General features: G+C 70.3%; 8 protein-coding genes and 1 riboswitch. Of the genes, 4 read left to right on the top strand and 4 right to left on the bottom strand.

Annotation, left to right across the window (positions count from 1 at the left end; genetic code table 11):
* Positions 1 to 192: 192 nt before the first annotated feature.
* On the bottom strand, positions 193 to 1848 hold the full coding sequence (locus ABZ714_RS20500) for a YibE/F family protein (RefSeq protein ID WP_358826686.1): 1656 nt from the start codon (positions 1846 to 1848) through the stop codon (positions 193 to 195).
* A 72-nt stretch (positions 1849 to 1920) separates the two neighbouring features.
* Positions 1921 to 2099: riboswitch (TPP riboswitch) on the top strand.
* On the opposite strand from ABZ714_RS20500, the gene thiC reads away from it, so the two are divergent.
* A complete protein-coding gene (gene thiC, locus ABZ714_RS20495; protein ID WP_358826685.1) occupies positions 2093 to 3895 on the top strand; it encodes a phosphomethylpyrimidine synthase ThiC in 1803 nt (600 codons plus the stop codon). (Overlaps the previous riboswitch by 7 nt.)
* A 130-nt stretch (positions 3896 to 4025) precedes the next feature.
* Here thiC and ABZ714_RS20490 read toward each other — a convergent pair whose 3' ends face one another.
* From ABZ714_RS20490 to ABZ714_RS20480, 3 genes are all read right to left on the bottom strand, one after another.
* Entirely contained in the window at positions 4026 to 4847 is an 822-nt protein-coding gene (locus ABZ714_RS20490; protein WP_358826684.1) for a hypothetical protein, read from the bottom strand.
* Between the two features lie 140 nt (positions 4848 to 4987).
* Positions 4988 to 6424, bottom strand: a complete 1437-nt coding sequence (locus ABZ714_RS20485; protein ID WP_358826683.1) for a metallophosphoesterase — start codon at positions 6422 to 6424, stop codon at positions 4988 to 4990.
* Between the two features lie 319 nt (positions 6425 to 6743).
* Positions 6744 to 7856 carry a LacI family DNA-binding transcriptional regulator gene (locus ABZ714_RS20480; RefSeq protein ID WP_358826682.1) on the bottom strand — a complete coding sequence of 371 codons (1113 nt, stop codon included), beginning with the start codon at positions 7854 to 7856 and terminating at the stop codon, positions 6744 to 6746.
* A 448-nt stretch (positions 7857 to 8304) separates the two neighbouring features.
* Here ABZ714_RS20480 and hisC point away from each other — a divergent pair, with 448 nt between their 5' ends.
* The 3 genes from hisC to cydB all read left to right on the top strand — a co-directional run bounded on the left by hisC (position 8305) and on the right by cydB (position 12555).
* The gene (gene hisC / locus ABZ714_RS20475; protein WP_358826691.1) at positions 8305 to 9378 is read left to right on the top strand and encodes a histidinol-phosphate transaminase; all 1074 of its coding nucleotides are present in this window, start codon (positions 8305 to 8307) and stop codon (positions 9376 to 9378) included.
* 645 nt (positions 9379 to 10023) lie between these two features.
* Positions 10024 to 11532 (top strand): cytochrome ubiquinol oxidase subunit I, encoded by a 1509-nt coding sequence (locus ABZ714_RS20470; RefSeq protein ID WP_358826681.1) that lies wholly within the window; start codon positions 10024 to 10026, stop codon positions 11530 to 11532.
* A gap of 21 nt (positions 11533 to 11553) precedes the next feature.
* Positions 11554 to 12555, top strand: a complete 1002-nt coding sequence (gene cydB, locus ABZ714_RS20465; protein ID WP_358826680.1) for a cytochrome d ubiquinol oxidase subunit II — start codon at positions 11554 to 11556, stop codon at positions 12553 to 12555.
* Positions 12556 to 12607: the final 52 nt, after the last annotated feature.

Here is a 12607-nt window from a genome sequence, read left to right as displayed (position 1 = left end):
GCGTACCCCCACCGCGTGGACTCCCTCCTCCGCCTCGCGATCCACGGCACCAGACCCCGCTCGCTGATCCAGCCTGATCCGTCAGACACGCCCTAGGTGTAGTGCCCCGGCGAAAGGGGTGGGTCGTGCGAAGGGGTCCCGACCGGGGCCGGGGGCGCGTGAACGGAGCCGTACGCCCCCGGCCCGGCCGGGCTACTTCTTGCGGCGCCGGCCCTTCGAGCGGCCTCCCCGGCCGCCGACGAGACCGCCACCGGCCGTTCCGCCCGCCCCGGTCGCTCCACCGGCCGCCGCGCCCGCCGGCCCGGCGGCACTCGCCTTCCCGGCCGCGCCCGGCTCCGGCCGGTCCGCCGAGACCACCAGCGCCGCCAGCGCCGTCGTCACCGGTACCGACGCCACCAGGCCGATCGAGCCGACGAGCGTGCGGACGATCTCCTCGGCCACCAACTCGCTGTTGGCGACCGCCCCCATCCCGCTCTGCGCGATGCTGAAGAGCAGCAGCAGCGGCAGCGCCGCACCCGCGTAGGCGAGGACGAGCGTATTGACCACCGACGCGATGTGGTCCCGGCCGATCCGGATCGCGGCCCGGTACAGCGCCCGCGGCCCCATCCCCGGATCCGCCTGGCGCAACTCCCACACCGCCGACGTCTGGGTCACCGTGACGTCGTCGAGCACCCCGAGGGAGCCGATGATCACCCCGGCCAGCAGCAGTCCGCTCATATCGATCCCGGGATAGAGCCCGTGGATCAGCCCGGTGTTGTCGTCGGTATTGCCCGAGAGCGTGGCCCAGCCGATGAAGATCGAGCCCAGCAGGCCGATCAGCAGCAGCGAGATCAGGGTGCCGAGGACGGCGACCGAGGTTCTGGCGGTGATGCCATGACAGGTGTAGAGCGCGATCAGCATGATGGCGCTCGCCCCGACCACCGCCACGACCAGCGGATTGGAGCCGTCCAGAATCGCCGGGAGGATGAAGAAGTTCAGTACGGCGAAGGAGATGATCAGCGCCACCAGCGCCATCACCCCGCGCATCCGCCCCACCAGTACCACTGCCAGGGCGAAGAGCCCGGCCAGGACGGCGAGCGGCATCCGGCGGTTCACATCGATCACCGAGTACTGGAGGTCCCGGGGCGCGTCGGGGGCGTACGCCACCACGACACCGAGCCCCGGCTTCAGCTTCCGCGGCGCGTCCGGCTGGACGATCTCCCCGAAGGAACGCCCCTTGTGCGGGCCGCTGGTGATCTCGATCGTCGCCTTCTTGCACTTGCTGTTCCCGGCCGCGGCACCCGTACCGCCGTTCTGGGCCGGGGCCATGCCGTTGCCGGTCACCGGTACCTGGGCGGCGTTGACCGACTTGCAGTCGATCGGCTCCAGCCGGGTCACGGTCGCCGACTCGGTCTGCCGGTCGAAGCCGACCCCGGTCCGCTCGTGACCGGGGGCCGAGCCGGGCCAGAGGACCGCCAGGCCCACGACGACGGCGGCGGCGAAGGGGATCAGTACGGCGGCGATCACCCGGCGCAGATGGCGCGAAACGGGCGCGGCGGGACCGTGCGCGTGGGAATGCCCGTGCGCATGGCCGTGACCGCTGTGGCCATGACCGTGTCCCCGCCCCCGCTCCTGCTCGGGCGGCTGCCCGACCGGTTGCGCGACAGGGTCGCCGACGGCCTCGCCGACCGGCTGTCCCGGGTGCGCGGCGGCCGGCCGGGGCACCGGGGGCGGCGGCGCCGAATGGCCCGGGTCGTACGGCGGCGCGGGGCCGTGGCCGGGAACGTACCCCTGGTCACCGCCGTCCGCGGAGCCGTACGCGTACCGGGAATCGGGGCCCTGTCCGGGGCCGGGTGCTGATGACGTCACCGACCGATCATCGCAAGAACGGCCGGGGGCCCCTGTTCAGCACGCCAGAATTGGCGCTAGCGTTGGTGTCACCTTTGCACACGCGGGAGCTCGGAGCACCGGGCTGAGAGGGCGCTGACCTCCGTAGACGCGTCATCGGGCGGTACACGAACCAGGTGTACGACCCGGGACGGAGTCCACGGGATCCGCTGCGTCGACCGCCGAACCTGTTACCGGGTAATGCCGGCGTAGGGAGTAGGTCTTCATGACCGTTCAGGATGCACGCACGCCTGCCGTCGAACCCGCCGTCGACGGCGACCGCACGCCGGGCTGGCACAAGGGGTACGTCACGGGCTCACGCCCGGACCTCCGGGTGCCGGTCCGTCAGGTGCACCTCACCAATGGCCGGGACGTGACGCTGTACGACACCTCGGGCCCGTACACCGACCCCACCGTCGAGACCGATGTCCGCCGCGGTCTGCCGCCGCTGCGGGAGAGCTGGATCGTCGCCCGCGGGGACACCGAGGAGTACGCGGGCCGTCCCGTCCGCCCCGAGGACGACGGGCTCAAGCACACGTCCCCGCGCGGTGGACTGCGCAATCTCGACGCCGTCTTCCCCGGCAGGCCGCGCCAGCCGCGCCGGGGCCGGGACGGCCGGGCGGTCTCCCAGCTCGCCTATGCCCGCCGGGGCGAGATCACCCCCGAGATGGAGTTCGTGGCGATCCGGGAGAACGTCTCCCCCGAGGTCGTCCGGGAGGAGATCGCGGCCGGCCGGGCGGTGCTCCCGGCGAATGTGAACCATCCGGAGATCGAGCCGATGATCATCGGCAAGCGGTTCCTGGTGAAGGTCAACGCCAATATCGGCAACTCTGCGGTCACCTCCTCGATCGAGGAGGAGGTGGAGAAGATGACCTGGGCCACCCGCTGGGGCGCCGACACGGTGATGGACCTCTCCACCGGCCGGAACATCCACACCACCCGCGAGTGGGTGCTCCGCAACTCCCCCGTCCCGATCGGCACGGTGCCGCTCTACCAGGCGCTGGAGAAGGTCGACGGCCGGGCCGAGGAACTGACCTGGGAGATCTACAAGGACACGGTGATCGAACAGGCCGAGCAGGGTGTCGACTACATGACCGTGCACGCGGGGGTGCTGCTGCGGTACGTCCCCCTCACCGCCCGCCGCAAGACCGGCATCGTCTCGCGCGGCGGCTCGATCATGGCGGCCTGGTGCCTGGCGCACCACAAGGAATCGTTTCTGTACGAGAACTTCGAGGAGCTGTGCGAGATCCTCGCGGCGTACGACGTCACGTACTCCCTCGGCGACGGACTGCGGCCGGGCTCGATCGCGGACGCCAACGACGCGGCGCAGTTCGCCGAGCTGCGGACGCTCGGTGAGCTGAACCGGATCGCCAAGCGGATGAACGTCCAGACGATGATCGAAGGCCCCGGGCATGTCCCGATGCACAAGATCAAGGAGAACATCGACCTCCAGCAGGAGATCTGCGAGGAGGCGCCGTTCTACACCCTCGGTCCGCTGACCACCGATGTGGCGCCCGCCTACGACCACATCACCTCGGGTATCGGGGCCGCCATGATCGCCTGGTGGGGCACGGCGATGCTCTGCTACGTCACGCCCAAGGAGCACCTGGGCCTGCCCAACCGGGACGACGTCAAGACCGGGGTGATCACCTACAAGATCGCCGCGCACGCGGCGGATCTCGCGAAGGGGCATCCGGACGCCCAGGTATGGGACGACGCGCTCTCCGACGCGCGGTTCGAGTTCCGCTGGGAGGACCAGTTCAATCTGGCGCTCGACCCGGACACCGCCCGGGAGTTCCATGACGAGACGCTGCCCGCGGAGCCCGCGAAGACGGCCCACTTCTGTTCCATGTGCGGGCCCAAGTTCTGTTCGATGAAGATCAGCCGGTCGATCAACGAGCAGTTCGGCGGGGACGCCCCGGCGGGCGGTGACGACGCGAGCGAGACGGAGATCGCCGAGGGCATGCTCCAGAAGTCCAAGGAGTTCGCGGCGAGCGGCAGCCGGGTCTATCTGCCGATGGCGGACTGAGCAGGGGTCGCGGCCCACTGAGCCCGGGCCGCGGCCTCGTACGTCCCCCTGGCCCCTCCGGTCACTCCGGGCGGGGCCACGGGGGACATCCGCCGGTCACTCCGGCCGGTGCCACGAGGTCATCCGCCGGTTACTCCGGCCGGTGTTCGGGACCGCCGAAGTCGGGGCTGGTGAACTCGGGGCTGCTGAAGCTCGGCCGCTGCCCGGCCGTGGCTCCGTCGCCGGGGCTGGAGAAGTCCGGGCTGTCGTACCCCACCTTGGGGATCCGGCTCACCGGCCGCGCCCGGGCCGAGGCGAGCGGATCGACGTCCGGTTCCTCCAGCGCCAGCCGGAGGAACGGCAGCAGGCCGCGTTCCAGTACGGCGTGCAGCCAGGCGTCTTTGGCACGTGCCACCTCGTCCGGCAGGTCCTCGGACAGCTCGACGGCGGCCACCTGCGTCGCGCTGTTGCGGACCGCGGTGACCAGCAGCCCGACCGCCGCCGCCAGGATCGCGGCGGCCGTCACGGCGGCGAAGAACCAGCCCGCCGTGACCAGCGGGGTGGCGAAGGACGGCGCCGGGTCGAGCATCTTCAGCAGATACCCCACCAGCAGGAAGATCAGCGCCGCCGTCCCGGCCAGTACCGGTGCCAGCACGGTGAGTACGGCGCCGAGACCGGCACCGCCGCCGTCGGCCTCGGCGAGAGGGTCCGGAGGCGGGGCTTCCGGGGCGGCGTCCGGATCCGCGGGGGAGCGCGCCTGCTCGCGGATCCTCAGGTAGTGCGCGTACTCGGGCGCGGCGGACGCGGTGATCAAGGTGGTGGCCCTGAGCGCCATGGTCCGTAGCTGAGTGGCGTTCAGCCGTTCGCCGACGGCCGCGAGTTCCGGCCGCTCACCGGCGTCGCGCAGTACCTCGTCGAGGAGCCGCTCGTAGTCGGCGCGGTCCTCGCCCAGCAGATGCGGAGCGCTGTTCATGTGCGTCCCCCGATACTCCGCGGGCCGGGCCGTCCGCGCACGGACGGGACCGGTCGTCGACGGAGGAGAGTCTGCGACGGATAACCCGATGGTAGAGCCGTTACCGCGCGGGGTGACAGGGGATTGCGGCAAAACGAGGGTCAACGAGGGTCGGTACCGCTCCGGTCGGTCAGCGGAAGCTGGACGACGAGCAGCTTTCCGGCCATGGTGACCCCGCCGTCCATGGCGATCGCCAGTCCGTCCGCGTAGACGTGCGGGCCCTCGACCACCGGGCGCTCAGCGCCCTCGCCCTCCTCCGTGCCGACCTCGCCGAGCAGATACGGAATCGGGCTGTGGCCGTGCACCACCCGGGTACCGCCGTAGGCGGCGAGCAGTTCGCGGACCGCCGGGGGCCCGCTCGTCTCGTCCCGGAAGGCGAACCGCTTGGTCATCTTGCGGAACAGGTCCCAGCACTCGTCCGCGTCGTTCCGGGTGAGGACGTCGTGGATGGTGTCGTTGACGGCCTCGACGTTGTCGCCGTAGTCGAGATAGGCCGTGGTGTCCGAGTGCAGCAGCAGATGGCCGTCCTCGACCGCGACCGCGTCGAGCCGGGCCATCCACTGGACATGGACGTCCTGGAGCCGGTCCATATCGGCCTTCTGGCCGCCGTTGAGCAGCCAGGCGGCCTGGAAGGTGGCAGTACCGGCACCGGAGTTGACCGGGGTGTCGACGAACCGCTTCGCGCCGAGCAGCAGCAGCTCGTGATTGCCCATCAGGGCCTTGCAGTAGCCGCCGGCCGCCGCGGCCTCGGCCGAGAGCCGCATGACCAGGTCGATCACACCGATACCGTCCGGCCCCCGGTCGGTGAAGTCGCCGAGGAACCAGAGCCGGGCATTGCCCGCCGCCCAGTTGCCCTCGGCGTCGATCAGGCCCTGGGCGGCGAGGGCGGCCACGAGTTCGTCGAGATAGCCGTGGACGTCGCCGACGACATAGAGGGGGCCCAGCTCATTGGGCGCAGACTGCTCGCCGCCCGCCGGACGCGGTACGGCATCGGCTCCGGCCCCGGTACCCGCGCCGGCTCCGGCGCCGGGCTCGGCCCGGCTGATGACCGGGAGATCGCGTTCGGTGGGGGTGTAGCCCTCGGGCAGTTCGTCCTCGGGTACGGCGTTCCCGGGGTGCGCCGCCCGGGCGGGGTACGCCTCGTACCTCTCCGGCGCGGGCGCGGCCGGCGCGGGTGCCGGTACGGGCGCGGGCGCCGGTGCCTGAGGCGCCTGGGGCTGTGCGTGAACCTGAGGTGCCTGGGGGGCGCCGCCGTACGGCGGCTGTTCCGTTACGGGGTACGCCGCCGGGGGCTCCTGCTGGTGCCCGTGGGGAGCGGGGGGAGCAGCGGGCGCGGGTGCCGGTACGGGCGCCGCCGGGGCCGGGTGTCCGGCCTGCGGCGCGCCCTCCTCGGGGCCCCGGGGCGCGGGAATGCTCTCGGGCCGTTCCTCGTCCTGTGCCCCGGACGGTTCCACGGGCATCTGCGCATACGGCGGAACGCGGAAATCGCGCAGCGTCGCCGTCCGCACCACGGGTCCTTGACCGGCCCCCTGAGTCATCGACCCCTCCACCACCGTCGCGCCGCCGTTCACCTCTCGGCCCAGCCTGGTCGGGGTGGTCCGCGGTGTCGTCCGCCCATCATAGGAATGAGGTCCGCGCTCTGTGACGCACCAGGGGTGTTGAATCCGCTCGTACCCCCCGAGTCGCCGACTGTTTCGCCCCGTTAGGGCAGTAATGAGGCTTCCGGTCGTGTCCCGGTGTCCTCCGGTACCGGCGGATCCGGCCCGGTCCGGCCCTCTCCGGGAGGGCTCGTAATTGTTCGGCCGGGGGCCGTCGGACCACCGGACCGCCCGGAGGCGGTCCGCTCCGGCCGACCGGCTACTCCGACGAGGGGGACCGCGGCGGGCTGACGGTGGTCCGCGGCGAACGGCGCTGCGAGGAGGTCCGTACGATCAGCTCCGTCGGTATCACCTGCTCGACCGGACGGTCCTCGTCGATGCCCTCGATGGCGTCGATGAGCAGCTGGACGACGGCGGTGCCGATCCGCCGGGGCTTCAGCGAGAGGGTCGTGATCGGCGGCTCGGTGGTGGCGTAGACCGTCGACTCGCTGCAGCAGACCAGCAGCAGGTCCTCGGGGACGCGGAGCCCGTAGCGGCGGGCGGCGGCCAGCAGATCGGTGCCGTTGGGGTCGAAGAGTCCGTAGACCGCGTCGGGCCGGTCCGGGCGGGCCAGCAGCCGGTCGGCGGCGACGGCGCCCGCGCACGGGTCGTGTGCCGGATAGGACTCGTAGACGGGATCCTGGCCGACCCGCTCGCACCAGTTGAGGTAGGCGGTGGTGGAGAGCCGGGTGTACGTGTCCGTGGTGGTCCCGGTCAGCAGTCCGATCCGGCGGGCGCCCGCGTCGGCGAGATGGTCCAGCAGGCCGAGGACGGCCGCCTCGTGGTCGTTGTCCACCCAGGCGGTCACCGGGAGGGTCCCGGCCGGGCGGCCGTCGGAGACGACGGGCAGACCCTGGCGGACGAGTTCGGTGACGACCGGATCGTGGTCGGAGGGGTCGATGACGACCGTGCCGTCGAGCGCGACGTTCGACCAGACGTCGTGGCGCGAGGTGGCGGGCAGGATCACCAGGGCGTAGCCGCGGGCCAGCGCGGCGGAGGTGGCCGCCCTGGCCATCTCGGCGAAGTAGGCGAATTCGGTGAAGGTGAAAGGTTCATCCCCGTACGTGGTCACGGTCAGGCCGATCAGGCCGGACTTCCCGGTACGGAGGGTGCGGGCGGCGGCCGACGGCCGGTATCCCAGCCGGTCGGCGACCTCGCGGACATGTCTGCGGGTGGCGTCGGGCAGTCTGCCCTTCCCGTTCAGCGCGTCCGAGACGGTCGTGATGGAGACACCGGCTGCGGCGGCGACGTCTCGGATGCCCGCCCGACCTTGCCGGCTTCCCCGGCGGGATGTGTCCGTCCGGCTCACCTGGTGCTTCCCTGCTGCTGTCATGGCGTGCCGATATTAGGGCTCGTGCGGGCGGTGGGACCGGTCGCATATGCACCCGTTGACAGGCACGATTCTGCATGATCATAAACCATCAACTGCCTTTGAATTTAAGGAACTTATTCGATACTCATCGGTCGGCTGAGGTGTGCCGGGGCCCCAGCCGGGCCCGAGATCAAGGTCTCGGAGAGGTCTCAACTCACCTCTACGGGGGACGCGCGCCACGGAGCGAGCCGGAGGCGCGCGCCAGGGGCGCGAGCGCTCCCCCCGATCTTCCGAACCCCTGTCCGAGCCGATCGCCGAACTCTTGTCCGAAGCCGGTCCGGGGTGCCGGGTGGGGGTCCCTTCGAACGGGAATCCTCATAAGGTGTGCAGCATTGGGCTCCGGCCGGATTTCCGGGCCGGAGCCGGGACGGACGGTCGAGGAGGATCTGCGGTGAGCGATACGAGCCCGATGACGAGCCCGAGGCTCCGTGCCGAGCTGAACGGAATTCCGACGTACAAGCCCGGCAGGCCGGCGGCGGGCGGCGGCTCCGTCGCGTACAAACTGTCGTCCAACGAGAATCCCTATCCCCCGCTTCCGGGGGTGATGGAGCGCGTTCTGGCGGCGGCCGAGAACTTCAACCGCTATCCCGATATGGCGTGTACAGGGCTGATGGGCGAGCTGGCGGACCGGTTCGGGGTGCCGCTGACGCATCTGGCGACCGGTACGGGCTCGGTGGGCGTCGCCCAGCAGCTGATCCAGTCGACCGCGGGCCCGGGCGACGAGGTGATGTACGCCTGGCGCTCCTTCGAGGCGTATCCGATCATCACCCGGATCAGCGGCGCGACGCCGGTCGAGGTGCCGCTGACGGCGGGCGAGGCGCACGACCTGGACGCGATGGCGGAGGCGATCACCGACCGGACCCGGCTGATCTTCGTCTGCAACCCCAACAACCCGACCGGCACGGTGGTGCGCCGGGCGGCTCTGGAGCGGTTCCTCGACCGGGTGCCGTCGGATGTGCTGGTGGTGCTGGACGAGGCGTACCGCGAGTTCATCCGGGACCAGGACGTACCGGACGGGGTGGAGATCTACCGCGAGCGGTCCAATGTGGCGGTGCTGCGGACGTTCTCCAAGGCGTACGGCCTGGCGGGGCTGCGGGTCGGCTTCGCGATCGCCCACGAGCCGGTGGCGGCGGCGCTGCGGAAGACGGCGGTGCCGTTCGGGGTGACCCAGCTCGCGCAGGACGCGGCCGTCGCGTCGCTGCGGGCCGAGGACGAACTGCTGGGCCGGGTCGGGACGCTGGTCTGCGAGCGGACCCGGGTGCACGAGGCCCTGGTGGGGCAGGGGTGGACCGTGCCGGAGACCCAGGCCAACTTCGTCTGGCTGCGGCTGGGGGAGCGTACGGCCGAGTTCGCGGCGCACTGTGACGAGGCGGGCGTCGTGGTCCGGCCGTTCGTCGGCGAGGGCGCGCGGATCACGATCGGCGAACCCGAGGCGAACGATCTCTTCCTGCGGGTGGCGGAGGAGTTCCACAAGAAGCTGTAGGCGGCTGCCCGCGGATCATCCGGTCCGGTGCCGCCGGCGGGCCGGCCGGGTGCCGTCCGGCGCTGCCGGTCCCTCGGTACCGGCTCCGTACAGCCGTCGCCGGTGACACCGGCGACACCTGCGGGCGGGCGTACACCGCCGGGCGGGCGTACGCAGCCGGCACTTCGGTACGTCCCCCCGGCCCCCCCCGGCCCCTCACCCGGGGCCGGGCCGTCGGTGTTCCCGGGCGTCCCGGGCCCTTCGGACACCGGTGGCATCGGCGGCCCGAGCGGCGGCCCCCGCGTCACCGCCGCTTCGGTACATCCCGCCGTGGCCCCCGGACCCCGGCCGGGGGCCGGGGGCCACGGGGTTTTTCCGGGTGCTCCGGGCCTCCGGGCGGCCCCGCGCCCGGCCGTGCCGGAGCCTTCGACCCCGGTCGGGAGCCCCCGGTGCCGGGTCCGTCCGGGGGTCTCCGCCCGGTCGTGATCTAGCCGCGACGGGTCTCCGCGTCAAGAGGTACCCCCCGGTCATCAGTCTGAATTTCGTATGAGACATAATCTCATGTGAATGTGAACGCTTTCACAAGCGTGTCTCGTTCATCCCGCTATGGCTGGGATTAATCGGGCAAACTGCCGATTGACCTTGTCGATGTAAGGAGATGACGACGTGGACTTGGCTCTGGCGCCGGAGACCCTGGCGCGATGGCAGTTCGGCATCACGACCGTCTATCACTTCCTCTTCGTCCCCCTGACGATCTCCCTGGCCGCCCTCACCGCGGGACTGCAGACCGCCTGGGTCCGGACCGGCAAGGAGAAGTACCTCAAGGCGACCAAGTTCTGGGGCAAGCTGTTCCTGATCAATATCGCCATGGGTGTCGTCACCGGCATCGTGCAGGAGTTCCAGTTCGGGATGAACTGGTCCGACTACTCCCGCTTCGTCGGCGACATCTTCGGCGCCCCGCTCGCCTTCGAGGCGCTGATCGCCTTCTTCTTCGAGTCCACCTTCATCGGGCTGTGGATCTTCGGCTGGGACAAGCTGCCGAAGAAGATCCATCTGGCCTGTATCTGGATGGTCTCCATCGGCACGGTGCTCTCCGCCTACTTCATCCTCGCCGCCAACTCGTGGATGCAGCACCCGGTCGGCTACCGGATCAACGAGGAGCGCGGCCGAGCCGAGCTGACCGACTTCTGGCGGGTGCTCTCCCAGGACACCGCCGTCACCCAGTTCTTCCACACCATCACGGCCGCCTTCCTGGTCGGCGGCGCGTTCATGGCCGGCATCGCCGCGTACCACCTGGCCCGGCGGAAGCACATCCCGGTGATGCGGACCTCGCTCCGGCTCGGCCTGGTCACCGTGATCGCCGCCGGGCTGCTCACCGCCGTCAGCGGCGACCTGCTCGGCAAGGTCATGTTCAGGCAGCAGCCGATGAAGATGGCCGCCGCCGAAGCCCTCTGGGACGGCGAGGCCCCGGCACCGTTCTCGATCTTCGCCTACGGGGATGTGGACAAGGGCCACAACGAGGTCGCCCTGGAGATCCCCGGGATACTGTCCTTCCTCGCCAACGGCGACTTCGACTCGTACGTCCCCGGCATCAACGACATCAACAAGATGGAGCAGGAGAAGTACGGGCCCGGCGACTACCGACCCAATATCCCGGTCGCCTACTGGGGCTTCCGCTGGATGATCGGCTTCGGGATGGCCTCCTTCGGCCTCGGACTGCTCGGCCTCTGGCTGACCAGGAAGAGGTTCCTGCTGCCACCGGCGCTGCGGACCGGCGAGGACGAGGTACCGAATCTGGTCCTCTTCCGGAAGAAGGCCCTCGGCCCCCGGTTCAGCCGCTGGTACTGGATCGCCGCCCTGTGGACCATGACATTCCCGCTGATCGCCACCTCCTGGGGCTGGATCTTCACCGAGATGGGCCGTCAGCCGTGGGTGGTCTACGGAGTGCTCAAGACCGAGGCCGCCGTCTCCCCCGGGGTCTCCCAGGGCGAGGTCCTCACCTCCATGACCATCTTCACCCTGCTCTATGCCGTCCTCGCCGTGATCGAGGTCAAGCTGCTGGTCAAGTACGTCAAGCAGGGCCCGCCCGAGCTGACCGAGGCCGATCTCAACCCGCCTACGAAGATCGGCGGCGACGAGCGCGACGCCGACCGGCCGATGGCCTTCTCCTACTGAGGCCGAAGGGACTGCTGAGCCATGGAACTCCATGACGTCTGGTTCGTACTGATCGCCTTCCTCTGGATCGGCTACTTCTTCCTGGAGGGCTTCGACTTCGGGGTCGGCGTACTGACCAAACTGCTCGCCCGCGACCGCAAGGAGCGGCGGGTGCTGATCAACACCATCGGCCCCGTCTGGGACGGCAACGAGGTCTGGCTGCTCTCGGCGGGCGGCGCCACCTTCGCCGCCTTCCCCGAGTGGTACGCCACCCTCTTCTCCGGCTTCTATCTGCCGCTGCTGATCATCCTGTTCTGTCTGATCGTCCGCGGTGTCGCCTTCGAGTACCGGCACAAGCGCGACGAGGACCGCTGGCAGACCAACTGGGAGCACGCGATCTTCTGGTGCTCCCTGGTCCCCGCCTTCCTGTGGGGCGTGGCCTTCGCCAATATCGTCCGCGGGGTGAAGATCAACGGCGAGATGGAGTACGTCGGCAATGTCGCCGACCTCCTCAACCCCTACGCCCTGCTGGGCGGACTGGTCACCCTGAGCCTCTTCACCTTCCACGGCGCGGTCTTCGTCGCGCTCAAGACCGTCGGCGACATCCGGGGCCGGTCCAGGGCGCTCGCCACCAAGCTCGGGCTGGTCACCGCCGTACTCGCCGTCGGTTTCCTGGGCTGGACCCAGACCTCCCGGGGCGACGGTACGAGCCTGGTCGCGCTGATCGTCGCGGTGGTGGCGCTGGTGGCGGCGATCGGGACCAATATCGCCGGGCGGGAGGGCTGGTCGTTCGCCTTCTCCGGGGTGACCATCGTGGCCGCGGTCACGATGCTCTTCCTGACCCTCTTCCCGAATGTGATGCCGTCGTCCCTGAACGACGCCTGGAGCCTGACGGTCACCAACGCCTCGTCGACCCCGTACACCCTGAAGATCATGACCTGGTGCGCCGGGATCGCCGCCCCGATGGTGATGCTCTACCAGGGCTGGACGTACTGGGTCTTCCGCAAGCGGATCGGCACCCAGCACATCGCCGACGCGCACTGACCGTGTCTCGTACCGGCTGCGTCACGCACTGACCGTGTCCCGCACCGCATCC

The sequence above is a fragment of the Streptomyces sp. NPDC006798 genome, from assembly GCF_040635975.1.
GTDB lineage: Bacteria > Actinomycetota > Actinomycetes > Streptomycetales > Streptomycetaceae > Streptomyces.
This window is presented reverse-complemented; position numbering and strand designations above follow the sequence as displayed.